This is a genomic window from Pseudomonas sp. BP6, from assembly GCF_017875935.1.
GTDB lineage: Bacteria > Pseudomonadota > Gammaproteobacteria > Pseudomonadales > Pseudomonadaceae > Aquipseudomonas > Aquipseudomonas putida_Y.
Window position 1 is genome coordinate 2,394,530 of record NZ_JAGINI010000001.1, and the last position, 25,182, is coordinate 2,419,711.

26 protein-coding genes and 1 pseudogene are annotated in these 25,182 nt (G+C 62.6%); 20 read left to right on the top strand and 7 right to left on the bottom strand.

Features of this window, described 5'->3' with window-relative positions; all coding sequences use genetic code 11:
* Window positions 1-156 precede the first annotated feature (156 nt).
* Window positions 157-726: a GNAT family N-acetyltransferase gene (locus tag J3A98_RS10920; RefSeq protein WP_209969829.1), complete on the top strand. Its 570-nt coding sequence runs from the start codon at window positions 157-159 to the stop codon at window positions 724-726.
* Window positions 727-777: 51 nt separating this feature from the next.
* On the opposite strand, the gene J3A98_RS10925 is transcribed toward J3A98_RS10920, so the two are convergent.
* The 3 genes from J3A98_RS10925 to J3A98_RS10935 form a co-directional block, all read right to left on the bottom strand.
* Complete coding sequence (locus J3A98_RS10925) at window positions 778-1,386, bottom strand: hypothetical protein (RefSeq protein WP_209969831.1); 609 nt, start codon at window positions 1,384-1,386, stop codon at window positions 778-780.
* Window positions 1,387-1,496: 110 nt separating this feature from the next.
* The gene (locus J3A98_RS10930) at window positions 1,497-2,864 is read right to left on the bottom strand and encodes an MBL fold metallo-hydrolase (RefSeq protein ID WP_209966080.1); all 1,368 of its coding nucleotides are present in this window, start codon (window positions 2,862-2,864) and stop codon (window positions 1,497-1,499) included.
* Window positions 2,855-3,781, bottom strand: coding sequence for a universal stress protein (locus tag J3A98_RS10935; RefSeq protein WP_209966082.1), 927 nt, complete (start codon window positions 3,779-3,781; stop codon window positions 2,855-2,857). The genes J3A98_RS10930 and J3A98_RS10935 overlap by 10 nt, the downstream gene beginning before the upstream one ends.
* Window positions 3,782-3,963: 182 nt before the next feature.
* Here J3A98_RS10935 and J3A98_RS10940 point away from each other — a divergent pair, with 182 nt between their 5' ends.
* Window positions 3,964-4,512, top strand: coding sequence for a GNAT family N-acetyltransferase (locus J3A98_RS10940; protein WP_176684208.1), 549 nt, complete (start codon window positions 3,964-3,966; stop codon window positions 4,510-4,512).
* 29 nt (window positions 4,513-4,541) lie between these two features.
* Here J3A98_RS10940 and J3A98_RS10945 read toward each other — a convergent pair whose 3' ends face one another.
* The gene (locus J3A98_RS10945; protein WP_209966085.1) at window positions 4,542-5,468 is read right to left on the bottom strand and encodes a universal stress protein; all 927 of its coding nucleotides are present in this window, start codon (window positions 5,466-5,468) and stop codon (window positions 4,542-4,544) included.
* A 289-nt stretch (window positions 5,469-5,757) separates the two neighbouring features.
* Here J3A98_RS10945 and J3A98_RS10950 point away from each other — a divergent pair, with 289 nt between their 5' ends.
* Both J3A98_RS10950 and J3A98_RS10955 read left to right on the top strand, forming a co-directional pair.
* Window positions 5,758-6,006, top strand: coding sequence for a hypothetical protein (locus J3A98_RS10950; protein WP_209966087.1), 249 nt, complete (start codon window positions 5,758-5,760; stop codon window positions 6,004-6,006).
* Window positions 6,007-6,008: 2 nt separating this feature from the next.
* Window positions 6,009-6,806: a helix-turn-helix domain-containing protein gene (locus J3A98_RS10955; RefSeq protein ID WP_176684211.1), complete on the top strand. Its 798-nt coding sequence runs from the start codon at window positions 6,009-6,011 to the stop codon at window positions 6,804-6,806.
* Window positions 6,807-6,865: 59 nt separating this feature from the next.
* Here J3A98_RS10955 and paaX read toward each other — a convergent pair whose 3' ends face one another.
* Both paaX and paaY read right to left on the bottom strand, forming a co-directional pair.
* Window positions 6,866-7,789: a phenylacetic acid degradation operon negative regulatory protein PaaX gene (gene paaX, locus J3A98_RS10960; protein ID WP_209966089.1), complete on the bottom strand. Its 924-nt coding sequence runs from the start codon at window positions 7,787-7,789 to the stop codon at window positions 6,866-6,868.
* A gap of 77 nt (window positions 7,790-7,866) precedes the next feature.
* Window positions 7,867-8,466: a phenylacetic acid degradation protein PaaY gene (gene paaY / locus J3A98_RS10965; RefSeq protein ID WP_176684213.1), complete on the bottom strand. Its 600-nt coding sequence runs from the start codon at window positions 8,464-8,466 to the stop codon at window positions 7,867-7,869.
* A 347-nt stretch (window positions 8,467-8,813) separates the two neighbouring features.
* Between paaY and paaF the strand changes: the two genes are divergently transcribed.
* From paaF to J3A98_RS11045, 16 genes and pseudogenes are all read left to right on the top strand, one after another.
* Entirely contained in the window at window positions 8,814-9,587 is a 774-nt protein-coding gene (gene paaF / locus J3A98_RS10970) for a 2,3-dehydroadipyl-CoA hydratase PaaF (protein ID WP_209966092.1), read from the top strand.
* A 34-nt stretch (window positions 9,588-9,621) separates the two neighbouring features.
* Window positions 9,622-10,413 (top strand): 2-(1,2-epoxy-1,2-dihydrophenyl)acetyl-CoA isomerase PaaG, encoded by a 792-nt coding sequence (paaG, locus tag J3A98_RS10975; protein ID WP_209966093.1) that lies wholly within the window; start codon window positions 9,622-9,624, stop codon window positions 10,411-10,413.
* Between the two features lie 2 nt (window positions 10,414-10,415).
* Entirely contained in the window at window positions 10,416-11,933 is a 1,518-nt protein-coding gene (paaH, locus tag J3A98_RS10980; protein WP_209966095.1) for a 3-hydroxyacyl-CoA dehydrogenase PaaH, read from the top strand.
* Window positions 11,926-12,366 carry a hydroxyphenylacetyl-CoA thioesterase PaaI gene (gene paaI / locus J3A98_RS10985; RefSeq protein ID WP_209966098.1) on the top strand — a complete coding sequence of 147 codons (441 nt, stop codon included), beginning with the start codon at window positions 11,926-11,928 and terminating at the stop codon, window positions 12,364-12,366. The genes paaH and paaI overlap by 8 nt, the downstream gene beginning before the upstream one ends.
* Entirely contained in the window at window positions 12,359-13,579 is a 1,221-nt protein-coding gene (pcaF, locus tag J3A98_RS10990) for a 3-oxoadipyl-CoA thiolase (protein WP_209966100.1), read from the top strand. The genes paaI and pcaF overlap by 8 nt, the downstream gene beginning before the upstream one ends.
* Before the next feature lie 121 nt (window positions 13,580-13,700).
* Window positions 13,701-15,020: a phenylacetate--CoA ligase PaaK gene (gene paaK / locus J3A98_RS10995; protein WP_209966102.1), complete on the top strand. Its 1,320-nt coding sequence runs from the start codon at window positions 13,701-13,703 to the stop codon at window positions 15,018-15,020.
* 198 nt (window positions 15,021-15,218) lie between these two features.
* Complete coding sequence (paaA, locus tag J3A98_RS11000) at window positions 15,219-16,208, top strand: 1,2-phenylacetyl-CoA epoxidase subunit PaaA (RefSeq protein WP_010954157.1); 990 nt, start codon at window positions 15,219-15,221, stop codon at window positions 16,206-16,208.
* Between the two features lie 25 nt (window positions 16,209-16,233).
* Window positions 16,234-16,515, top strand: coding sequence for a 1,2-phenylacetyl-CoA epoxidase subunit PaaB (paaB, locus tag J3A98_RS11005; protein ID WP_004374528.1), 282 nt, complete (start codon window positions 16,234-16,236; stop codon window positions 16,513-16,515).
* A gap of 8 nt (window positions 16,516-16,523) precedes the next feature.
* Entirely contained in the window at window positions 16,524-17,282 is a 759-nt protein-coding gene (paaC, locus tag J3A98_RS11010) for a 1,2-phenylacetyl-CoA epoxidase subunit PaaC (RefSeq protein ID WP_209966104.1), read from the top strand.
* Window positions 17,269-17,802 carry a 1,2-phenylacetyl-CoA epoxidase subunit PaaD gene (gene paaD / locus J3A98_RS11015; RefSeq protein ID WP_209966105.1) on the top strand — a complete coding sequence of 178 codons (534 nt, stop codon included), beginning with the start codon at window positions 17,269-17,271 and terminating at the stop codon, window positions 17,800-17,802. Before paaC ends, paaD begins: the two co-directional genes overlap by 14 nt.
* A gap of 15 nt (window positions 17,803-17,817) precedes the next feature.
* A complete protein-coding gene (paaE, locus tag J3A98_RS11020; protein WP_209966107.1) occupies window positions 17,818-18,894 on the top strand; it encodes a 1,2-phenylacetyl-CoA epoxidase subunit PaaE in 1,077 nt (358 codons plus the stop codon).
* A gap of 149 nt (window positions 18,895-19,043) precedes the next feature.
* Window positions 19,044-19,352 carry a DUF485 domain-containing protein gene (locus J3A98_RS11025; protein WP_004374508.1) on the top strand — a complete coding sequence of 103 codons (309 nt, stop codon included), beginning with the start codon at window positions 19,044-19,046 and terminating at the stop codon, window positions 19,350-19,352.
* Window positions 19,349-20,911, top strand: a pseudogene (locus J3A98_RS11030) (cation acetate symporter); the annotation flags it as partial. The gene J3A98_RS11025 and the pseudogene J3A98_RS11030, both read left to right, overlap by 4 nt.
* A gap of 39 nt (window positions 20,912-20,950) precedes the next feature.
* On the top strand, window positions 20,951-22,183 hold the full coding sequence (locus tag J3A98_RS11035; RefSeq protein ID WP_209966109.1) for an OprD family porin: 1,233 nt from the start codon (window positions 20,951-20,953) through the stop codon (window positions 22,181-22,183).
* Window positions 22,184-22,220: 37 nt separating this feature from the next.
* Window positions 22,221-24,275, top strand: a complete 2,055-nt coding sequence (paaZ, locus tag J3A98_RS11040; RefSeq protein WP_209966111.1) for a phenylacetic acid degradation bifunctional protein PaaZ — start codon at window positions 22,221-22,223, stop codon at window positions 24,273-24,275.
* Between the two features lie 251 nt (window positions 24,276-24,526).
* Complete coding sequence (locus J3A98_RS11045; protein ID WP_155295227.1) at window positions 24,527-24,697, top strand: hypothetical protein; 171 nt, start codon at window positions 24,527-24,529, stop codon at window positions 24,695-24,697.
* 78 nt (window positions 24,698-24,775) lie between these two features.
* Here the strand turns inward: J3A98_RS11045 and J3A98_RS11050 are convergent, their stop codons facing one another.
* Complete coding sequence (locus tag J3A98_RS11050; protein WP_004374494.1) at window positions 24,776-25,045, bottom strand: DUF6555 family protein; 270 nt, start codon at window positions 25,043-25,045, stop codon at window positions 24,776-24,778.
* Window positions 25,046-25,182: the final 137 nt, after the last annotated feature.

Consider the following 25,182-nt stretch of genomic DNA (forward strand, 5'->3'; position numbering starts at 1 on the left):
CAACCTTTGCCTGCCCCTTTTGCTCCTGATCAACGGCCGGTGAGACTGCCGCCTAATGGGCTGGTAGCCGTGCAATTGACAACTATCAAGTCGGTGCAAGGCCATGCGACGAAACTGTATCTCCACTGTTCATTCCAGACGTGTGAGGATACCGCCATGGCTCCAGTCAACCCCTCCCCTCAACCTGCCCCCGCCGCGTTTCCAGTGCCATCCGGCGAGCATTGGATCGATGCTCTGGACAATGGCACCCATGTACTGATCAGGCCGTTGCAAGCCAAGGACAGGCAGCGCGAAAGGGCCTTCATCGAACGGTTGTCACCTGAATCACGGCACTTTCGCTTCCTGTGTCAGATCAGGGAGCCCGGTGAAGCCATGCTCGACCAGTTGATGGCGGTCGATCAGGACCGACAAGCCGCCTTCGTCGCCCTCGCGCATGTCGACGGCGAACTGCAAGAAGTGGGCATTTCCCGTTACGCCGCTTGTGATGCCAAGGATGAATGCGAATGCGCGGTCACGGTTCTCGACAGCTGGCAACACCATGGTCTCGGCCGTTTGCTGCTCAAGCACCTGACTGATCATGCGCGGGCAAAAGGTTTTCGGCAGATGTATTCGATCGATTTCGCCGCCAACCAGGCAATGCGTGACATGGCCAAGGCAGCAGGATTTACCACGACCACCGACCCTGATGATCCGAGCCAGGTAATCCATCGGCTTGTACTGAGCTGAACCGAAGCCGCCGCGCCATGACCGGTCCTGACGCGGCGGCCAGCATCTTATTCAAGGCATGGTTGCCTGAGGCTCCTCGGGCAGCAGGTCGAACTGTTTGAGGCAGCGCTGCTCATCATCGGGTGTGAGTACCTTCAAGCCGCTCACCTCCTGCATGGGCGTTTCGAGCAAAGCCATGCGCAGCACCCCGTTGCGCTCCATGAAGGTCTGCGCCAGGCACGTGCACACCGGTTTGCCGACCAGTGCGGTGAGTTTTTCATCTTCAGGTGTGTGCACCTGATCCAGCAGGTTGGCCTCGCAGTTCGCCACGATCTGCGCCACCGAGCGTCCTGCCAACCACAAGGTGCCGGTGCCCAGCAGGGCCAGGCACAACAGCACCACCAGCAGGATGTTCGACTCCCGGGCCACTGAGCGAAGGAACGCCAGCCTGGCCTGCCAGCCTTTCTCCATGCCGTTGAAAATGGCCTTGCCGACAGTGCGCTTCACACCCCGTTGCACCACCCAGCCTAGCGCCACGCTCAGGGCCAGCAAGCCCAGCATTACGGCTGGATCGTACAGGGGCAGGCGCCATGTCGGGCTCAGCCCGCGGTAGGCCGATGCGGCGAGTAGCAAGACCAGGATCGCAACGATCCACCCCAGGCTGCCCTTGGGGCGATGCATCCAGGCTCTGAGTCTTGCCCTTGCTTGTGTGTTCATGAATACCTCCCGCGCCACCCCAGGCTCTGTATGAAAAGCCTTGATACTCGGTGATACTGCGTTAGAAACAGCCCCTAGCGCACAGGGTCGATGGCAACCGTTTCCTGATACTCAGGCACGCACACCTGCCAGCCGAGTTCGAGGCTGATCCGCCGCCGCAAGGTGTCGGCTGCGTGTGGCTCGCCATGAATGACATAGGTCTGACGCGGTGGCCGGGTGAACCCGCGTAACCATTCCATGATTTCATCAGCATCGGCGTGCGCAGAAAGATTCTCCATCGCATGCACCTGTGCACGGATGGGCACGTCCTCGCCGTGCAACCGCACGCTGTGGGCGCCCGCGACGATATCGGCACCCCGCGTCCCCCCGGCTTGAAAGCCCGAGAACAGAATGCTGTTGCGTGGGTTGGGGGCCAGCGCCTTGAGGTGGTGAAGCACCCGTCCACCGGTCGCCATGCCACTGGCGGCGATGATCACTGCGGGCTCGCGCAGCTGGTCCAGGTGCCTGGACTCGTCGACCGTGCGGACGATGTGCGTGCCCCTGCACATGGCGGCGCACTCGGCTGCTGTCAGCCGGTGTTCACTGCGGTACTGCTGGTACAGGACAGTGGCATCGGTGGCCATCGGGCTGTTCAGGTAGACCGGGATATCAGGGATCAGCCGGTCGCGCTTGAGCGTGTACAGGTAGTACATGAGCAGTTGGGCACGGCCGACAGCGAACGAGGGCACGAGGGTAATGCCGTGGCGCAGGAGCGTTTCGTTGATGACCTTGGCCAGGTACTGTTCGGTCGATTCGGCCGGATGCTGGCGATCCCCATAGGTAGACTCGATCAACAGCACGTCCGTCGTCCTGACCAGTTCAGGCGCACGCATGATCGGATCCTCAGGGCGGCCGAGGTCACCCGAAAACAGCACGGTCTGCCCTTCGGCGCTGATCTGGACCGTGGCTGCCCCCAGAATATGTCCGGCGGTACGCAATAGCAGCTCCATGCCCTCGGCAATCAGGGTCACCTGGTGCAACTCTACGGGATGAAACAGTGCCAGGACCCTTTTGGCATCCTGCTCGGTATAGAGCGGTTGCGCCGGTGCATGCTTGGAGTAACCGTGGCGATTGGCATGGTCGGCCTGCTCTTCCTGCAGCCGCGCACTGTCGAGCAAGAGGATTTCCGCCAGGGCGCAAGTCGCCGGCGTGGCGTAGATCGGCCCGCGGTAGCCTTCCCGAACCAGCACCGGTAGATAACCACTGTGGTCAAGGTGGGCGTGGGTCAGCACCACTGCATCGAGCGCCCGCAGCGCCGGGGGCAGTGGCTGCCAGTTGCGCAGGCGCAGTTGCTTGAACCCCTGGAAGAGTCCGCAGTCGACCAATACCCGCGTGCTGTCACGGGTCAACAGGAATTTGCTGCCGGTCACGGTCCCGGTGCCGCCAAGAAAAGTCAGTTGCATGGCCAAGGCTCCCAACTTTCGGCTATTTGGGGATGAACGGCGAGCACACTGCACGGTGGGCGGCTGACGATACGCTCGGTGGTGTCACCCAACAGTTTGTCCAAGCCTTTGGGCTGTACCACGCCCATCACCACCGCATCGATCTCCAGGGCCGCGACCTGTTCACGAATCACCTGTACCGGGCCTCCCTCCATGAAATGTCGGCGCTCCGGCGCGAAGCCTTCGGCATCGGCCAGCGCTTCGAATGGCTCCTGCAGTGCCTCGCGCATCTCGTCGATCCACGCCTGGGAGACATTCATGTCCGAGGCAAATACCCCTGCCAGGTTGTAGGCCGATAGCAGATGCAGGGGCGCGTCACACTGCAACGCCAGCGCCTGGCCAGCACGAATCAGTCCATGATTGAAGCACGCCTGGACGGCAGGCGTCTCGCTGAACGCAGTATCCACGGCGACCAGCACACGCCGCGGCAATGAAACGGCCGCCGCCGGCACGAAATGGCTGACGCCTTTGAAACCTCGCATCAGCGCACAATCCAGTGGGGTGCCGAACATGCGCATCAGGGCCGACGCGGCTTCGCTGTCCTTGATGACCATATCCGGCTGCAGTTCACTGATGTAATCGATCGCCTGGCTGCGGATATCCTCCGCATTCAGGCTGTCGACCGTCAGCGTCGTACCGCTGCCCCGATGCCGTTCGACCAATCCCGTCAACTGAACGCGATAATGCTGGTACTGGCGCTTGATATCGGCCTCGTTCAGCCGCTCTTCGCGCAGAAGGTGCTCCTCGCTCGGCTCGAACAGGCCCAGCACATGCACGCTGGCACCGCTGACTTGCGCCAAGGCAAGGGCTCGGCGCAAAGCGGCGGAATGCGGATCGACCTCGCTCAGCAGCACCAGCAATTGTCGATATTGCCCCATGGTGAACCTCCGCGCTTGCGTCAGTGGATGTGATGCTGACGATGTTCCGCGCGCAGGATCGATGTTGCTTGATGCAGATCAGAAAACTGCTACCCAGCCTGAACTTGATGATTGTCAGAACCTAACCGGCCCGTCACGTTAAAACGGCTGCACCAGGCAATGATCGAGTAACGGGAGGCGTCATGAACGGGCAGCAAACAGCACAGCCACAGACCTGCGAACACTGGGTCGAAAACCTCGAGGACGGTTCGGCGGTGCTGATCCGCCCCTTACGCGAGGAGGACCACGAACGGGACAAGCGTTTTCTGAGCACAATCACTTATGAATCACGGCGTTTTCGTTTCATTGCCGGACTCAGCGGCGGCTTGCCCAGCTTGGACACGCAATGCATGCCCGTGGACTATCAGCAGCGCATGGCCTACGTCGCCTTGGCTCATGTGGACGGTAAATTGCAACAGATCGGCGTCAGCCGTTATGCAGGCCTACCTGGCAGCCAATGTTGCGAATGCGCAGTGGCGGTCAGCGAAGACTGGCAGCGCAAAGGGTTGGGCAAGCGCCTGATGCAGCACCTGATTGCAGCCGCACGACGCAATGGCTTTCAGTGCATGGTTTCCCGGGATCTGGCCAGCAACTATGGCATGCACCGGCTGGTCAAGGCACTAGGCTTCACCTCACGCTACCCTGGCGGGGATGTGAGCGAGATCCTGCACGAACTTGACCTGCAGCCTTGAAAAGAAAAGGCCCTTGCGGGCCTTGTGCTTCAGCCTTGGGAGCGCTCTGGAGAAATCACCAGCACGCTGCTGGACAACCGATGCAAAACCCGCTCGGCAGTACTGCCGATGAACCAGCCGATGCCATGGTGGTGATAACTGCCCATGACCAGCACGTCGATATCATTGTTATCCATGAATATCGCCAAGGCCTTTGCCGGGTCGCCTATGCGCATGTGGCGGTGTTCGACGGCGATCCCGTTGCGTTCGGCAAGCTCCTGGAAGGCAGCACTCTGAGCGTCATGCAAGGTCCGGGCGTGGTTCGAATCGAACAGGAACGAATGTTCCCGGCTGCCGCCTGCATCCAGGTACATGGAACCCAAGTCGTAGGCATACAGCAACTCGATCTGTGCATTGCACTGCAATGTCAGTTTCAGCGCTTCGCTGATGATCTGGTCGTTGAAACCTTCGAACTGATCCTCAGGCCTGGACAGGTCCACCGCCGCAAGAATCCTGCGTGGCAACGCGTGGCTGGCCTTGTGTACCAAGTGCAAGGGGGTTCGCGTTTCACGCAGCAACTGGATATCCAGCGAGGTGAACATTGCGCGCATCCACCAGGGCTCATGCTCGAACGCCTTGATCAGCATGGCGAACGGCTGCTCACGCAAGTGCACCAGGATCTCGTTCAAGGGTTGCTGTACCCACACCACCTCGGTTGTGACGATGACACCACTGCGCCGCATCGATGTCGCCTGGGTTTCCAGCCATTCACGGTGCTGCTGCACGTAACCCTCGCGCATGACTACCAGCGCCTGGTCATTCACCAGGCCCGCCGTGGCAAGCCCTTCCACGTAGTCGAAAGCCACGATGTGCAGGGCCATCCCCTTGGCCTTGGCCAACGCAGCAGCCCGGTCATAGGCCGGGGTTCGGCGCATCAGGGGGGAGGCGATCAGCAGCAGTCTTTGCGGAGTATCCATGGCACACCTCTGAGGTTGCGATATGTAGCTCAAGCATCTGCCACCCAGGTCTTGCGAATTTGATGTTTATCAACTGGAGGCACCTTCTGACAAACGGCATTGCCCATGGCGCAACAACTTGACGCGGATCAATGTCTCGACACTTCGCAGGCGCACCCTGTACCCATATCAACATTCACTTCAGGCGCCGCAGGCGTGCCATGGTGATAACGCCCTGAGCTTCACCTGCGCTGCCGGCAGGGACGCCTTCATTTTGCATTGTCTACCGATACATGCTTTGGAGGCTCTGATGAACGTTTACGTCGAGAAGAACACTGTGCAGGGACGCTGTTGGGTTCGCATGGATCACTGGCGGGTGAGTTTCAGTACGGCAGCTGAAGCCGAGCAGTTTGTCGAACGGTTGACAACCCGCCTCAATGCGCCCCACTCGTTTGACATGCTGGCCGATTGGTCGCGCCACGCTGGGATTGCCGATGCGCACAGTGCGCGCATTGGCTTGAAGGCCCAAAGCGGCCTCCGAAGTGCTGAGGAGGCCTGAAGATGCCAGGCCAACTGAAGGTCACACGGCTCGACTCGCCCAACGAGTCGTCCAAGGCAAACCCTATTCACCTGAAACCGCTGGCGAACCACTGCAGGGATTGCCGGGTCAGCGGCCTGTGTCTCCCCACCGGCCTGCCGGTTGACGACGACAGCTGCCTGGGCGCGTTGATAGGCCCACGCCTTCGCATTCGCAAGGGCGCCGCGCTGTTCAATGCCAACGATCCGCTGACCATGCTCTATGCCGTCCGCTGCGGCAGTTTCAAGACCAGCCTGAACACCGCCGAGGGGCAAGGCGTGGTGATCAACTTCTGGATGCCGGGCGATGTACTGGGCCTTGATGCCATTGCCACAGAGCACCATGTCTGCGACGCCATTGCCCTGGAAGACAGCGAAGTCTGCCCAGTCCCCTATCGCCGCTTGCAAACCCTGGCGCGTGACTTTCCGGTCCTGCAGCAAAGCCTCAATCGCTTGATGAGCCGGGAGATCGTGCGTGAGCACGGGCGTGTGCTGATGCTGTGCAACCTCACCGCAGAACAGCGGCTGGCCAGCTTCCTGGTAGGGCTCTCCAGGCGCTTCGTCAGCCGTGGTTATTCTGCCCATGGCTTCATGCTGCGGATGTCCCGAGAAGACATGGCGTCGTACCTGGGATTACGCCTGGAAACCGTATGCCGATCCATCGCCCACCTGCGGGCGCTGGGTCTCGTCGACCTGCATGGCAGGTTGGTAGAAATTCTCGATATGCCTGCACTCATGGCACTGGAACAGGGCGGCGGTGAATGTGAGGTCAAGGGCCCCTGAAGGCACCCTGCTCGGACGCCGTAGATGTTGGCCACGACGCTGTGACGCGAGCATTCCTTTCAAACCAACCCGCCAAAACGCTTGTAGAAACCCTCGCTCACGTCCGGCAATGGGCCATCTGCTGTCTCCAGCGCTGCATTCAACCATTCTTCGGCCTTGGCAAACACCAGTCGATAGAGGTTGCGGCACAACTGTCGCGCGGCCCTTCCCTCCCAGTCCCCTGGCAGTAGCTCGTCGGGTAGTTGCGGGTCGCGCAGCAGCAGGCGGCGGTACTCGTGAATCAGCAGCGTGCGTGCCAGGAAGCAATCTTGAGCATCGAGCAACGGCTGCTCTTTCAAACCTTGCCACAGCGGCCTGAACAGCTGGATGAACTCGCTGTATTGCTGCCCCAGTTCGTCGATACGCCAGCTTTCCCGCACCTGGGCGCGCATGGCCTTGGACGCGAGTACCTCTTGGGTGTGGGTTTCGAAGACGATGCTGTCGTCGCTGGCTTCAAGATCACGCAACGTGGCCGCCAGGTCGGCACGATCTGCCCGTGGGCAGCCCAGCAGGTTCGGTGCCATGACGCCAAACCCCTGCCACTCCAGTTCTTCACGCACTGCCTTACGTTTACCCGTCTCGAGTTGCGACAGCAACACCAGCGTCCAGGCCCCGTCCCAGGCCGGCTGGCTCGGGCTATAGACGCGCTTGAAGGCTTTTTCGAAACGCCGACGGCCAGTGCCGGTCAGGCTGTAATAACTGCGTCGCCCCACCTTTTCTGCAGTGAGCCAACCCTCTTTGGTCAGGCGAAAGATCGACGTGCGGATCAACCGTTCATTGATGCCGATCGGCTCCAGCAGGTTGATCAGGCTACCGAGCCAGACTGTACCGCCGTGCGGCTCGATGGCATCGCCGTACAACGTGATGATCAGGGAACTGGCGCGGATTGGCGTCTGCTCCTGAAAGCGGGTAATCAAGTGGTTCAGTGGGGCGAGATTGCTCATGGGCGAACTGTGCGCGGATAAAGCACCGACTATACCTGTGCGGCGGGCCGCCTGGCCATTGCGTGTCACTGCCAGGCTCATGCGCTCGCCTGGCCCTTGGGCCTGACCCCAGTGTCTTCCATGCGCGGGCGCCCCGGCTCTGCCTCGGCCAGCGGCGGGCATTCGACCATGCTGTTCATGCAGCGCCGCGCCAGGTGCTGGTACTCCGCCGTCCCGCGCTGTTTCCAGGCCAGTTCCTGCTCGCTCAGTGGGCGTTTGACCTGGGCTGGTGACCCCATCACCAGGCTCTGCGCCGCGCATTCGAAGCCAGCTTTGACGAAGGCGGTGGCCGCGACGATGCAGCGTGGTGCGACATGGGCGCCATCCATCACCACGGCGTTCATGCCGATCAATGAATCTTCGCCCACGCGACAGCCGTGCAGCACCGCGCCATGGCCGACGTGCCCGTTACGCTCCACTACGGTATCGCCCCCCGGGAAACCATGCATCACGCAGGTGTCCTGCAAGTTGGCGCCCTCCTCCAGCACGATGCGGCCGAAATCGCCCCTGAGCGATGCCAGTGGGCCAATGTAGCAGCGGGGGCCGACGATGACGTCGCCGATCAGGACTGCGCTGGGGTGTACGTAGGCTGTCGGGTGAACCACGGGCGTCAGGCCGTCCAGTCGATAGCAAGGCATCGCATCACTCCTGAAATGATTTGAAATGTCAGTCGATCTTGTATCAGAAGCTGTTTGATCGTCAATCGTGTATCACTTGTGTTGATCTAATGCTGCCAGACAAAAATCAGCTGAAAATACCCGTAAATCCATAGGAAAAACGATTCATCTGCAGATATTGCGGCGGAGCGGTGATCGCCGGATAACACACAAAGAGATACGGAAACGTATTTTTGATGTTGCATATATGTATCATTTAGAGCATATACTGGCCTCACCTGGTCGTGATCCCGCATTACGCCCCTGCAAACAATTCCAAGAAATGCCGGCCCCGCGATGTGCCGTGCGTGCAGCCAGAGGAACCCGAGATGCCGCGATATATCGATGTGCAGGCGCCCGAACACGGCGTTCAGCTCATTACCCTGCAACGGCCCGAGGCCTTGAACGCCCTGAGCACCGAGTTACTGGCACAACTGGCTGCTGCGTTGCAGGCTGCCGGGGACGACGAGCGTGTCCGAACTGTAGTGATTACGGGCAGTGCCAGGGCTTTCGCCGCAGGCGCCGACATTGGCGAGATGGCCGATCGCGACCTGGTCGGCATCCTTAATGACCCCCGCGTAGCGCATTGGCAAAGCATCGCTGCATTCGCCAAGCCGCTGATTGCCGCAGTCAACGGCTATGCCCTGGGTGGCGGCTGCGAACTGGCAATGTGCGCCGACATCCTCATCGCCAGTACCGACGCCCGTTTCGGCCAGCCGGAAATCAACCTGGGCATCATCCCCGGTGCTGGCGGCACCCAGCGCCTGTTGCGCGCCGTCGGTAAGCCGTTGGCCATGCAGATGGTGCTGACGGGGGAGCCCATCACTGCCCACCGCGCCCAGCAGGCCGGCCTGGTCAGCGAAATTACCCAGCCCGAACTCACCGTAGAACGCGCCATGCAGGTTGCCCGCAGCATCGCCGCCAAAGCGCCGCTGGCCGTGCGCCTGGCCAAGGAGGCGCTACTGAAGGCCGGTGATACCGACCTGGCCAGCGGTCTGCGCTTCGAGCGCCATGCGTTCACTCTGCTGGCTGGCACCGCCGACCGCGATGAAGGCATCCGCGCCTTCCAGGAAAAGCGCCAGGCCCGTTTCCAGGGGCGCTGAACTTCATTCTCTCGACTGACGGAGCGAGCCTGTCATGACTTTCCAGCACATCCTGTTTTCCATCGAGGACGGCGTCGCCCTCCTTTCGTTGAACCGCCCCGAGCAGCTGAACAGCTTCAATACGGCCATGCACCTGGAGGTGCGCGAAGCGCTCAAGCAAGTGCGTCAGAGCAGTGAAGCACGGGTGCTGCTGCTGACGGCTGAAGGCCGCGGCTTCTGCGCCGGCCAGGACCTGTCCGACCGCAACGTTGCCCCAGGCGCCGAGATGCCAGACCTGGGCCAGTCGATCGACAAGTTCTACAACCCGCTGGTGCGCACCCTGCGCGACCTGCCATTGCCGGTGATCTGCGCGGTCAACGGCGTGGCTGCCGGAGCCGGTGCCAACATTCCCTTGGCCTGCGACCTGGTGCTGGCCGCCCGCTCGGCCAGCTTCATCCAGGCCTTCTGCAAGATCGGCCTGGTGCCGGATTCCGGCGGTACCTGGCTGCTGCCGCGCTTGGTCGGCATGGCCCGGGCCAAGGCGCTGGCCATGCTGGGCGAGCGCCTTGGCGCCGAACAGGCCGAGCAATGGGGGCTGATCCATCGCGTGGTGGATGATGCCGCGCTGCGTGACGAAGCCCTCACCCTCGCCCGCCAGCTCGCTGCCCAGCCTACCTACGGCCTGGCACTGATCAAGCGCAGCCTCAATGCCAGTTTCGACAACGGTTTTGAGGAGCAGCTGGAGCTGGAGCGCGACCTGCAGCGCCTGGCCGGGCGCAGCGAGGACTACCGCGAAGGCGTGAGCGCCTTCATGAACAAACGCTCGCCAGCCTTCAAGGGGCGCTGAACATGGGCGCACTCGCAAGCAATGCGCAGGTGGCAGTGATCGGTGCCGGCGCCATGGGCGCCGGTATTGCCCAGGTCGCGGCCCAGGCCGGCCACCCCGTCAAGCTCTACGATAACCGCCCGGGTGCTGCCGCCCAGGCAGTGGAGGGTATCGATCGCCAACTGGCCCGGCTGGTTGAAAAAGGAAAGTTGCTGGCCGCTGAACGCGAAGTGATCAATGCCCGCCTGTTCCCGGTCGAGACACTCGAGGCCTTGGCAGATGCCGGCCTGGTGATTGAAGCCATCGTCGAAAACCTGCAGGTGAAGCAGGCGCTGTTCAGTCAGCTCGAAACCCTTTGCGCAGTCGACTGTATCCTTGCCAGCAATACTTCGTCACTGTCCATCACCAGCCTTGCGGCTGGCCTTGAACGCCCGCAGCACGTGGTCGGTATGCATTTCTTCAACCCGGCACCGCTGATGGCGCTGGTCGAGGTGGTGTCGGGCCTGGCAACCGACCCGACAGTTGCCGCACGCATCTACGCCACTGCCCAGGCCTGGGGCAAGCAGCCGGTCCATGCGCGCTCTACACCCGGTTTCATCGTCAACCGGGTAGCGCGGCCGTTCTATGCCGAAAGCCTGCGCCTGATGCAGGAAGGTGCCGCCGATTGCGCCAGCCTGGATGCGCTGATGCGTGACGCGGGTGGCTTCCGCATGGGGGCGTTCGAGCTGACCGACCTGATTGGCCATGACGTCAATTACGCGGTCACCTGTTCCGTATTCGATGCTTTCTATGGCGATTTCCGTTTCCAGCCTTCGCTGGTGCAGAAGGAACTGGTGGACGCCGGTCGCCTGGGTCGTAAGACCGGCCAAGGCTTCTATCGCTATGCCGAAGGCGTCGAGCGCCCGCAGCCGGCCGAACTGCACAGCTCCGCCGGCGCAGAGGCCTGCGTTGTCGAGGGCAACCTGGGGGTGATGCAGCCGCTGGTCGAGCGCCTGCGCCAAAGCGGTATTGCCGTGACCCAACGCGCCGGTAGTGGCCTGATTCAGGTGGGCGATGCCACCCTGGCCCTGTCCGATGGCCGCCTGGCGAGCCAGCGCGCCCGCGAAGACGGCCTGCGCAACCTTGTGCTGCTCGACCTGGCGCTGGACTACAGCAGCGCCACGCGCCTAGCCATCAGCTGGTCAGCGGATACCAGCGACAGCGCCCGTGACCAGGCTGTAGCCCTGCTGCAGCGCGCAGGCTTGAAAGTGACCGGCATCGCCGACCTGCCCGGCCTGGTGGTGCTGCGCACCGTGGCAATGCTCGCCAACGAGGCTGCCGATGCGGTGCTTCAGGGCGTCGGCAGCGCCGCCGACATCGACCTGGCCATGCGCGCCGGCGTCAATTACCCCCGCGGCCCGCTGGCCTGGGCCGCAGACATCGGCCTTGCCCACACCCTGGCCGTGCTCGACAACCTGCAGCGCAGCTATGGCGAGAGCCGCTACCGCCCTTCCCTGTTGTTACGCCGCTGTGAAGCCAAAGGAGGCACCCTACATGACTGAAGAGCAACTGGCACAAGCCTGTGCCGACGCCATGTACGCCCGCGACCAAGCCACCCAGGGCCTGGGTATCAGCCTGCTGGATGCCGGCCCAGGTCGGGCCAGCCTGCGCATGCCGGTGCGTGCCGACATGATCCAGGGGCATGGCACCTGCCATGGCGGTTTCCTGTTCGCGTTGGCCGATTCGGCGTTTGCCTTCGCCTGCAACAGCTACGACCAGGCCACGGTGGCGCTGGGCTGCAGCATCGACTACCTGGCCCCGGCGCTGCGCGATGACGTGCTCACCGCCCACGCCAGCGAAGTCAGCCGCAAAGGCCGCACCGGCCTGTACGACGTGCGCATCGACAACCAGCGCGGTGACCTGGTGGCGATGTTCCATGGCAAATCCTACAAAGTGCGCGGCACCGTGCTGGCGCAGGAGACGCAAGATGAATGAACCGACCCACGCCGATGCCTTGATCATCGACGCCGTACGCACCCCCATTGCCCGCTATGCCGGGGCCCTGAGCAGTGTGCGCGCCGACGACCTGGCGGCCATCCCGCTCAAAGCCTTGATCCAGCGCCACCCCGAACTGGACTGGAAAGCCATTGATGACGTCATCTTCGGCTGTGCCAACCAGGCCGGCGAGGACAACCGCAACGTGGCTCACATGGCGAGCCTGCTGGCCGGGCTGCCAGTCGAAGTTCCAGGGACCACGATCAACCGCCTGTGCGGTTCCGGCCTGGATGCCATCGGCAATGCGGCACGTGCCCTGCGCTGTGGTGAAGCAGGGCTCATGCTGGCCGGCGGTGTGGAATCCATGTCGCGTGCGCCGTTTGTGATGGGTAAGTCGGAACAGGCATTCGGGCGTGCGGCCGAACTGTTCGACACCACGATCGGCTGGCGTTTCGTCAACCCGCTGATGAAGACTGCCTACGGCATCGATTCGATGCCGGAAACGGCCGAAAACGTGGCAGAGCAGTTCGGCATCTCGCGCGCCGACCAGGATGCCTTTGCCCTGCGCAGCCAGCACAAGGCCGCAGCAGCTCAGGCCCGCGGCCGCCTGGCGAGGGAAATCGTGCCGGTCGAAATCCCGCAACGCAAAGGCCCTGCCAAAGTGGTCGAGCATGACGAGCACCCGCGCGGCGACACGACCCTGGAGCAGTTGGCTCGGCTCGGCACGCCGTTTCGTGAAGGCGGCAGCGTAACGGCGGGTAATGCCTCCGGCGTGAATGACGGCGCGTGCGCCCTGCTGCTGGCCAGCAGCGCCGCGGCCCGCCGCCATGGCCTGAAAGCGCGCGGGCGCATCGTCGGCATGGCTGTGGCCGGGGTCGAACCCAGGCTGATGGGCATCGGTCCGGTGCCTGCGACCCGCAAGGTGCTGGCGCTCAGCGGCCTGGCACTGGCTGACATGGATGTCATCGAACTCAATGAAGCCTTTGCCGCCCAAGGGCTGGCCGTGTTGCGCGAGCTGGGCCTGGCCGACGACGACCCACGAGTCAACCGCAACGGCGGCGCCATCGCCCTGGGCCATCCACTGGGCATGAGCGGTGCTCGATTGGTGACCACTGCCTTGCACGAGCTTGAAGAAACGGCCGGCCGCTACGCCCTGTGCACCATGTGCATCGGCGTAGGCCAAGGCATTGCCATGATCATCGAGCGCCTCTGAGCGGTTCAGGCCCTGCGCTTGTTACCGAACTGAACGCAGCCGTATATGCTGCCTCCATGACACTCACCGCGTGGCCTGCAACCGCTGCCGCGCGGCGTACAAGAACAATTCGAGTGAAGCCATGAACATGTACCATGATGCCGATCGTGCCCTGCTGGACCCGATGGAAACCGCCAGCGTCGATGGCCTGCGCCAGCACCAGCTGGAGCGTCTGCGCTGGAGCCTGAAGCACGCCTACGACAATGTGCCGTTGTACCGCCAGCGCTTTGCCGAGTACGGCATCCACCCTGATGACCTCAAGTGCCTGGAGGACCTGGCGAAGTTCCCCTTCACCGGCAAGAACGACCTGCGCGACAACTACCCCTACGGCATGTTTGCCGTGCCCCAGGAAGAAGTGGTGCGCCTGCATGCCTCCAGTGGCACCACCGGCAAGCCGACGGTGGTCGGCTACACCCAGAACGATATCGACACCTGGGCCAATGTGGTTGCCCGTTCGATTCGTGCGGCCGGCGGGCGCAAAGGTGACAAGGTGCATGTGTCCTACGGCTACGGACTGTTCACCGGTGGGCTCGGCGCGCACTACGGTGCAGAACGCCTGGGCTGCACCGTGATCCCCATGTCCGGTGGCCAGACCGAAAAGCAGGTGCAACTGATTCGCGACTTCCAGCCCGACATCATCATGGTCACCCCGTCCTACATGCTCAACCTGGCTGATGAAATCGAGCGTCAGGGCATCGACCCGCACGACCTCAAGCTGCGCCTGGGCATTTTTGGTGCCGAGCCGTGGACCGACGAGCTGCGCCGCTCGATCGAGCAGCGCCTGGGTATCGATGCCCTCGATATCTATGGCCTCTCGGAAATCATGGGGCCCGGGGTGGCAATGGAGTGCATCGAGACCAAGGACGGCCCGACCATCTGGGAAGACCACTTCTATCCCGAGATCATCGACCCTGCCACCGGCGAGGTACTGCCGGATGGCCAATTGGGCGAACTGGTATTTACCTCGCTGAGCAAAGAGGCATTGCCGATGGTGCGCTACCGCACCCGCGACCTCACCCGGCTGCTGCCCGGCACCGCTCGGCCAATGCGGCGGATCGGCAAGATCACCGGTCGCAGTGACGACATGCTGATCATTCGCGGGGTCAATGTGTTCCCGACTCAGATCGAGGAGCAGGTGCTAAAAATAAAACAGCTTTCTGAGCTTTATGAGATTCATCTGTATCGCAATGGAAATCTGGACAGTGTCCAGGTGCACGTGGAGCTGCGTGCAGAGTGCCAGCACCTTGACGAAGGCCAGCGCAAGTTGGTTGTCGGGGAGTTGAGCAAACAGATCAAGACTTACATCGGTATCAGCACCCACGTGCACCTGCAGCCCTGCGGCACGCTCAAGCGCTCCGAAGGCAAGGCGTGCCACGTGTTCGACAAACGGTTGGCCAGCTGACCCATTCGGCTGCCATTTCGGCCCCGGCATTGTCCGGGGCCTTTTTTTGCCTGCGTGCTGCCGGGCACACGCTGCTGCCCGACAGCCCTCTTGCCTGTCAACGTGATACACAAATCTTACTTGATACACATAAATGTGTTTGACGTTATGTTTTGTATCGCTTACAAATGACTCATGCCTTAGCAGGAGTCGCAGCACATGTACGCACAGCTAGTGGAAACCGGAGTCAAGCGCATCAAGTCGCTGGAAGAGATGTCCCCCGAAGAACGCAACTTCCAGGAAAAGATCGACGCCGAAATCAAGATCGAAGCCAAGAACTGGATGCCCGAGGCCTACCGCCAGACCCTGATCCGGCAGATCTCCCAGCACGCCCACTCTGAAATCGTCGGCATGCTGCCCGAAGGCAACTGGGTCACCCGTGCTCCCAGCCTCAAGCGCAAACTGCAGCTGATGGCCAAGATTCAGGACGAAGCCGGCCATGGCCTGTACCTGTACAGCGCCATGGAAACCCTGGGGGCGGACCGCGACGAAGAAATCGCCAAACTGCACAGCGGCAAGGCCAAGTACTCGAGCATCTTCAACTACCCCACCCTCAGCTGGGCCGACATGGGCGCTGTGGGCTGGCTGGTGGACGGCGCCGCCATCGTCAACCAGGTGGTACTGCAGCGCACCTCTTACGGCCCCTACTCCCGCGCGATGATCCGGATCTGCAAGGAAGAGAGCTTCCACCAGCGCCAGGGCTACGAAATGCTCCTGACCATGATGCGCCAGGGCACCCAAGCCCAGCGCGACATGGTTCAGGACGCCATCAACCGCCTGTGGTGGCCGGCGCTGATGATGTTCGGCCCGAGCGATGAACACTCGCCCAACAGCGCCCAGTCGATGGCCTGGAAGATCAAGCGCCAGACCAACGACGAACTGCGCCAGCGCTTCATCGACCAGACCGTGCCGCAGCTGGAACTGCTTGGCTGCACTGCGCCTGACCCTGAGCTGAAGTGGAACGCCGAGCGCGGCCACTACGACTTCGGCGAAATCCAGTGGGACGAGTTCTACGAAGTGATCAAGGGCAATGGCCCGTGCAACCTGGAACGTGTCGCCACCCGGCGCAAGGCCATCGAGGACGGCGCCTGGGTACGCGAGGCTGCCGTGGCCTATGCGCGCAAGCAACAGAACAAGAACGCCGCCTGAGCGGCGATTGATGCGGAGATCGAAAATGTCTGTCTGGACCCTCTACGAAGTGTTCGTGCGCAGCAAGCACGGCCTTAACCACAAGCATGTCGGCAGCGTGCACGCCGCCGATGCCGCCATGGCCATCGAGAATGCCCGCGAGCTCTACACCCGCCGTAGCGAAGGTGTGAGCCTGTGGGTGGTGCCTTCGGCGCTGATCACCGCCTCCTCTCCCGACGAGAAAGACCCGCTGTTCGCCCCTTCGGACGACAAGGTCTATCGCCATGCCAGCTTCTACGAACTGCCCGACGAAGTCGGACACATGTGAGGTGGGCCATGCATAAAGAAGCCCTTATCCCCTACCTGCTGTTGCTCGGTGACAGCGCCCTGGTCCAGGGCCAGCGCCTCTGTGAGTGGTGTGGCCGCGCCCCGGCCATCGAGGAAGAGCTGGCCCTGATGAACGTCGGCCTCGATCTGGTCGGCCAGGCCCGCAACTGGTTGGAGTATGCCGCCGAGCTGCTCGACGATGGCCGGGATGCCGATGCCCTGGCGTTCCGCCGTGACGAGCGCGCCTACCGCAACCTGTTGCTGGTCGAGCAGCCCAACGGTGATTTTGCCGTGACCATGACCAAACAGTTCCTCTACGACGCCTGGCACTTCGCCGTGCTGCGGGGGCTGGTCGAGTCCAGCGATGCGCGAATCGCCGGTATTGCCGCCAAGGCCCTGAAGGAAGTCACCTACCACCTGCGCCGGTCCAGCGAGTGGGTACAACGTCTGGGTGGTGGTACCGATGCCAGCCGCCAGCGCATGCTGGCCGCTATCCCGGCACTGTGGCGCTTCACCGTCGAACTCGCCGCTGGCAGCGACAACGAAGTGCGTTTGGCCGAATGCGGTATTGCCGCCGACCCAGCGACCGTCGGCGCCACCTGGCTGAAGCAGGTCGCCGCGACGTTTGCTTCGGTCGAACTGCCGCTGCCCAAGGCCGCGAGCCACTTCTACCTGGACGGCCGCAAAGGCCTGCACACCGAGCATCTGGGCCTGCTGCTGGCCGAAATGCAGTTCCTGCCAAGGGCCTACCCCGATGCAACCTGGTGAACTGATTGCCGGTGACCGCGGCGCGCGGGCACAGCAAGGTGACGACCTGGCCCGGGCCTGGGCGGTATTGGGCCAGGTCATGGACCCTGAAGTGCCGGTAGTCAGCGTGGTCGACCTGGGGATCGTGCGCGATGTCGATTGGCGCGCCGGCCACCTGCACCTGGTGGTTACCCCGACCTACTCTGGCTGCCCGGCCACCGAAGTCATCGAAGGGGATATACGCCAGGCGCTGGAACACGCCGGTTTCACCGCGCCAGACCTGGAGCGCCGGCTGACCCCGGCCTGGAGCACCGACTGGATCACCGAACTGGGCCGCGAGCGCCTGCGCGCTTATGGCATTGCGCCGCCGCAAGGCAGCGCCAGCAAGCGCAGCCTGCTCGGCGGAGCCCCCCAGGTGTGCTGCCCGCAATGCGGCAGCGCCCATACCGAATTGCTCAGCCAGTTCGGCTCCACGGCCTGCAAGGCGCTGTACCGCTGCCGCGAGTGCCTGGAGCCATTCGACTATTTCAAATGCATTTGAGCCGTGGAGACCACCATGAGCCAGTTTCACAGCCTGACCATCAAGCAAGTGCGCAATGAGACCCGTGATGCGGTATCGATTGCCTTCGATGTGCCCGAGCACCTGCAGGACCAGTTCCGCTTCACTCAGGGCCAGTACCTGGTCATGCGTACCCAGCTGGACAACGAAGAAGTCCGCCGCTCCTACTCCATCTGCAGCGCCGTGCAGGACGGCGAGCTGCGCGTGGCCGTCAAGCGCGTGCCGGGCGGGCGCTTCTCGGCATTTGCCAATGAAGTGCTCAAGGCCGGCCAGCAGCTGGAAGTGATGCCGCCATCGGGGAGCTTCTTCGTGCCTCTGGACCCGGCTCGCCAGGGCAACTATCTGGGGGTGGCCGCCGGCAGCGGCATCACCCCGATACTGTCGATCATCGCCACCACGCTGGCCAGCGAGCCGCACAGCCGTTTCACCTTGCTGTACGGCAACCGCTCCAGTTCGGGGGCGCTGTTCCGCGACAAGCTCGAAGACCTGAAAAACCGTTACCTCGACCGCTTGAACCTGATTTTCGTGTTCAGCCGCGAACAGCAGGACGTCGACCTGTACAACGGCCGCATCGACGCTGACAAATGCGGCCAACTGTTTTCGCGCTGGCTGGATGTTCCCGGCCTGGACGCGGCATTCATCTGCGGCCCGCAGGCGATGACCGAAACCGTGCGTGACAGCCTGCAGGCCAACGGTATGGCCAAGGAACGCATTCACTTCGAGCTGTTCGCCGCCGCCGGCAGCGAGGCCCGCCGCGAAGCCCGTGAGGCGGCACACCAGGTGGATTCGGCGCTTAGCCATATCACCGTAATCAGCGACGGCCGGGCACTGAGCTTCGACCTGCCGCGCAACACCCAGAACGTACTGGACGCCGGCAACGCCATCGGCGCCGAGCTGCCCTACTCGTGCAAGGCCGGCGTGTGCTCCACCTGCAAGTGCCGGGTGATCGAGGGCGAAGTGGAAATGGACAGCAACCATGCCCTCGAAGATTACGAAGTGGCGGCCGGGTATGTGCTGTCGTGCCAGACCTACCCGGTGAGCGACAAGGTGGTGCTTGACTTCGACCAGCTGTAGACCGAGTCGACTGCTTCGCGGGTAAACCCGCTCCTACAGGGGCTGCGCAAGACCCTATGGCAGCCTCCTGCCTGCGAAGGGCCTAAGCAGCAACGCAATACCCCGCGTGACCTCAACAAAACAATTACAACACCCAGAGATCGCAACCTATGACACCCGAACGCATAGAAAGCATCGCCAACCACCCCGACTTCCAGCACCTGGTGCGGCGCAAACGCCGCCTGAACGGCAGCCTGACCCTGGCCATGCTGGTGGTCTACTACGGCTTCGTCCTGCTGGTCGCGTTCTCGCCCAGCACCCTCGGCCAGTCCCTCAGCGGCGGCGTAACCACTGTCGGCATGCTGGTGGGCGTGCTGATGGTGCTGCTGTCCTTTGCCCTGACCGGCATCTATGTGCACCGCGCCAACAACGTGCTCGACCCGCTCAACGACAAGGTCAAGCAGGAGTGCGCACAATGAACTGGACAGCCATTTCGATGTTCATGGTGTTTGTCTGCTTCACCCTGCTGGTCACCCGCTGGGCTGCCCTGCGGACCCGCTCGGCCAGCGACTTCTACACCGCCGGCGGGGGCCTGACCGGCATGCAGAACGGCCTGGCGATCGCTGGGGACATGATCAGTGCTGCTTCGTTCCTGGGCATTTCCGCGATGATGTTCATGAACGGCTACGACGGCCTGTTGTATGCCCTCGGTGTCCTGGCAGGCTGGCCGATCATCCTGTTCCTGATTGCCGAGCGGCTGCGCAACCTGGGCAAGTACACCTTCGCCGACGTGGTCAGCTACCGGCTGGCGCAAACCCCGGTGCGCTTGACCTCGGCTTTCGGCACCCTGGTGGTGGCGCTGATGTACCTGGTGGCGCAAATGGTCGGTGCCGGCAAGCTGATCGAGTTGCTGTTCGGCATCAGCTACCTGTACGCCGTGATGCTGGTCGGCGTGCTGATGGTTGCCTATGTCACCTTCGGTGGCATGCTCGCCACCACCTGGGTGCAGATCATCAAGGCGGTAATGCTGCTGTCGGGCACCAGTTTCATGGCTTTCATGGTGCTCAAGCACTTCGGCTTCAGCACCGAGGCCATGTTTGCCAGCGCCGTGGCCGTGCATGCCAAGGGCCAGGCGATCATGGCCCCAGGCGGCTTGTTGTCCAACCCGGTGGACGCCATTTCCCTCGGTTTGGGCATGATGTTCGGCACCGCTGGCCTGCCGCATATCCTGATGCGCTTCTTCACTGTCAGTGATGCCAAGGAAGCACGCAAGAGCGTGTTCTATGCCACCGGTTTCATTGGTTACTTCTACCTGCTGCTGATCATTGTCGGCTTTGGCGCCATCGTCATGGTCGGCACCGAGCCGTCCTACCGCGACGCCTCCGGCGCAATCATCGGTGGTGGCAACATGGTCGCCGTGCACCTGGCCCAGGCCGTGGGTGGCAACCTGTTCCTCGGCTTCATCTCTGCCGTGGCCTTCGCCACCATTCTGGCGGTGGTTGCCGGCCTGGCGCTGTCCGGGGCTTCGGCAGTGTCCCACGACCTGTATGCCTGCGTGATGCGCAAAGGCAAGGCCACCGAGCAAGAGGAAATGCGCGTGTCGCGCATCGCCACGCTGGTCATAGGCCTGCTGGCAGTGATCCTGGGCCTGATGTTCGAGTCGCAGAACATTGCCTTCCTGTCCGGCCTGGTGCTGGCGGTGGCCGCTTCGGTCAACTTCCCGGTGCTGCTCCTTTCGATGTTCTGGAAAGGCCTGACCACCCGCGGCGCGGTGTGCGGCAGCATGGCCGGGCTGGTCTCGGCGGTGCTGTTGGTGGTGCTGGGCCCGGCGGTGTGGGTCAACGTGCTGCACAACGAAACGGCGCTGTTCCCCTACAGCAACCCGGCACTGTTCTCCATGAGCCTGGCCTTCCTCAGTGCCTGGGTGTTCTCGGTTACCGACAGCTCCGAACGTGCCGTTGAAGAGCGTGGCCGCTACCTGGGCCAGTTCATCCGCTCCATGACCGGTATCGGTGCGGCTGGCGCCAGCAAACACTGACTTCAAGGACGAACAGACATGTCGGGTAAAACAACAACAATGAACCGCACACACTTCCTGTCAGCCGCCTGGCTGGCCACCCTCGCCCTGCCCATGCCCGCGCTGGCCGACTTCATCGGCGACAGCCATGCTCGCCTGGAGCTGCGCAACCACTACCTCAACCGCGACTTCCGCCAAAGCAACGCCCCGCAGGCCAAGGCCGAGGAATGGGGCCAGGGCTTTACCGCCAAGCTGGAATCGGGTTTCACCGAGGGCCCGGTCGGCTTTGGCGTGGACGCGCTGGGGCAGTTGGGCATCAAGCTCGACTCCAGCCGCGACCGTCGCAACACCGGCCTGCTGCCTTTTGGCCCGAACAGCCACGAACCGGTCGACGACTACAGTGAGCTGGGCCTGACCGGCAAGGTTCGTGTGTCCAAGAGCACCTTGCGCCTGGGCACCTTGCAGCCGATCCTGCCGGTGGTGGTGTACAACGACACCCGCCTGCTGGCATCCACCTTCCAGGGGGGGCTGCTCACCAGTCAGGACCTTGATGGCCTCACCTTCAATGCCGGGCGCCTGACCAAGGCCAATCTACGCGATTCCTCTGGCCGCGATGATATCGGCTATGGCGCAGCCAGCAGTGACCACCTGGACTTTGGTGGTGGCAGCTACGCCATCACGCCGCAAACCACGGTCAGCTATTACTACGCCAAGCTCCAGGACATCTACCGTCAGCAATTCGTCGGGCTGATCGACACCCGCCCACTGGCAGAAGGTGTGAGCCTGCGCAGTGACCTGCGCTACTTCGACAGCCGCAACGACGGTGCCGAGCGTGCCGGCAACATCGACAACCGTAACTTCAACGCCATGTTTACCCTGGGCGTGCGGGCGCACAAGTTCACCGCCACCTGGCAGCAGATGTCCGGTGACAGCGCCTTCCCGTTCGTCAACGGCGGCGACCCGTTCACCGTCAACCTGGTCACCTACAACACCTTCACCCGCGCCGGGCTGGACTCTTGGCAAGTACGCTACGACTACGACTTCGTTGCCATGGGCATTCCCGGCCTGAGTTTCATGACCCGCTACACCGACGGTCGCCACGCCGAAACTGCCACCGTGACCAATGGCCGCGAGCGCGAGCGCGACACCGACATCGCTTATGTCATTCAGAGCGGCCCGCTTAAAGACGTCAGCCTGCGCTGGCGCAATGTCACCTTCCGCTCCGGCAACGGCCTGACCAACGCCGTGGACGAAAACCGCCTGATCATCGGCTACACCCTGGCGCTGTGGTAACAGCGCCCCCCTCTTTTTGAACAGCACGGAGAACAGCATGTCTGCCGCCCCTACTCTGCAAAGTTTCATCGCCGGCCGTTGGCTCGGCCAGCACGGCGCCCAGGCCCTGCGCAGCGCCCTCGACGGCCACGTACTGGCCTACAGCCATGAAGAGCGCCCAGACTTCGCCGAAGCTGTGGACTACGCGCGTGCACGTGGCCTTGCCTCGCTGATGGGCATGGATTTCCAACAGCGTGCCCAACGCCTCAAAGCCCTGGCCCTGTACCTGGCCGAACGCAAGGAGCAGCTCTACGCCCTGTCGCACCACAGCGGCGCCACCCGGGCTGACAGCTGGATCGACATCGAAGGCGGCAACGCCACGCTGTTCTCCTATGCCGGCATCGGCAGCCGCGAGCTGCCGTCGGGTAACCTGGTGCACGAAGGCCCAGCCATACCGTTGGGCAAACAAGGCCATTTCGCCGGCAGTCACATCCTGGTGCCACGGGCAGGCGTTGCGGTGCATATCAACGCGTTCAACTTCCCCATCTGGGGCATGCTGGAAAAGTTTGCCCCGACGTTCCTTGCCGGTATGCCCTGCATCGTCAAGCCGGCGACCTCGACCAGCTATTTGACCGAGGCCGTGGTGCGCCTGATGAATGCCTCAGGCCTGCTGCCCGAAGGCAGCCTGCAGCTTGTGATAGGCAGCACCGGCGACCTGCTCGACCGCCTGCAAGGCCAGGACGTGGTGACTTTCACTGGTTCTGCCGATACCGCTGCCAAATTGCGCGTGACGCCCAACCTGATTCGCAACTCGGTGCCGTTCACTGCCGAGGCCGACTCGCTCAACTGCGCCATCCTCGGCCCGGACGTGACACCGGACAGCGAAGAGTTCGACCTGTACATCAAGGAAGTGGTGCGTGAAATGACCACTAAAGCCGGGCAGAAATGCACCGCCATCCGCCGGGCGATCGTTCCGGCCAGGCACCTGGATGCCGTTGCCACCCGCCTGCGCGAGCGCCTGAGCAAGGTCGTGGTTGGCGACCCGTCGCTGGAAGGTGTGCGCATGGGGGCCCTGGCCTCCCATGACCAACAGCGCGACGTTGGCGAGCGGGTGCGCAGCCTGCTGCAGAGTTGTGATCAACTGTTTGGCGCCAGCGATGGCTTTGCCCCGCGTGGCGAAGGCGTGGCTGAAGGCGCGTTCTTTGCGCCAACCTTGTTGCAGGCCCGCGACCCGCATGCCGAGGGCGGCGCCCACGACATCGAAGCGTTCGGCCCGGTCAGTACGCTGATGGCCTATGACGACCTCGACGAGGCCTTGGCACTGGCTGCCCGTGGCAAAGGCAGCCTGGTGGCGACCCTGGTCACCGCCGACCGCAGCGTGGCCGCCAAGGCTATCCCGGTGGCTGCTGCCTGGCATGGCCGACTGCTGGTGCTCGATAGCCAGGCCGCCAAAGAGTCCACCGGTCACGGCTCGCCACTGCCGCAGCTCAAGCACGGTGGCCCGGGCCGCGCCGGTGGTGGTGAAGAGCTGGGTGGCCTGCGTGCGGTCAAGCACTACCTGCAGCGCGCGGCAGTACAAGGCTCGCCGAGCATGCTCACGGCGGTCACCGGCGAGTACGTGCGCGGCGGCGAAGTGATCGAAACCGAAGTGCACCCGTTCCGTCGCTACTTCGAGCAGTTGCGTATCGGCGAGTCGCTGCTCACCCATCGCCGCACCGTGACGGAAGCTGACCTGGTCAATTTCGGCTGCCTCTCCGGCGACCATTTCTATATGCACTTCGACGAAATCGCCGCCAAGGCGTCGCAGTTCGGTAAACGCATTGCCCACGGTTACTTCGTACTGTCGGCAGCGGCCGGGCTGTTCGTGTCGCCCGGTGCCGGCCCGGTGCTGGCCAACTATGGGCTGGACACCCTGCGCTTCATCAACCCGGTGGGCATTGGCGATACCATCCAGGCGCGCCTGACCTGCAAGCGCAAGATCGACCAGGGCAAGACCAGCCCGCTGGGGCAGCCGCAGGGGGTGGTGGCATGGGATGTGGAGGTAACCAATCAGCTGGGTGAACTGGTGGCCAGCTATGACATCCTGACCTTGGTGCTGAAAAAGCCAGAATGATGGGTTGAAGCTACCGGCCTCTTCCCGGGCAAGCCGCCTTTGCCCGGTACTGCGCAGCGCCCTCGTAGGAGCGGGTTCACCCGCGAAGAGGCCGGTAGCAGCTCAAGGCACTTGGGATCAATGCACCTACGTGGCTGCCGTGAAGTATTCAGGCATTTGAAACCGTTGGTCAGCGACTGCCAATGCTCAGTGGACCTCTGGCGTGCACCTGTCGATCTCAATTCATGAGGATCATGAACGAGGACTGCACCATGGATTCCCTACTGCGAATGGGTGGCGGCAATGTTGAAGATGACTGGCCGGAGCTGGAGCCGGATCGACGCAATGATCGGGCAGACGACCCGGATACCGACCCCAATGTGACTGATGATGAGGAAAACCGGCCCGGCGTCCCGGCCAGCGACCCTGAGTCTGGCGCCTGACACTATGAGTATCAGCGTACCCTGCAGGAGCGGGCACGTCCGCTCCTGCAGTTTCTTCTACCGGTTGCAAGCGAGCTATTAAACCATCGCCGCCGGATCGCCCACCGACTGGTTGGGCTTGCTCCCCGAAATCCGCCAGCTCACGGCGGTAATGCCGTAACGCTCGGCCATCGGCCGACTGACTTTCCTGATCTTCTCGCGACCGAACTTGGGAATGATGCCGATGCCCGCATCACAACTTGCCCAATGCCAGGCCTCGGCATTATCCAGACGTTCCAGGCGAATGATGAAGCTGCGCGGCTGGTCATGCAGTTTGTAATCAATTATGTACAGCTGTGGGCTAGGCATCGCAGGGGGCCTCCTCTTCTCCATGGATGACATTTTGATTGATCTGGCCGTGACCGGAAGATTCAAAATTTTGTCGAACCTTTGGTGCCAGTGGCCGAATGTGTGCCCCTGCCTCGGTTTCGAGAGCCTGTTTTATC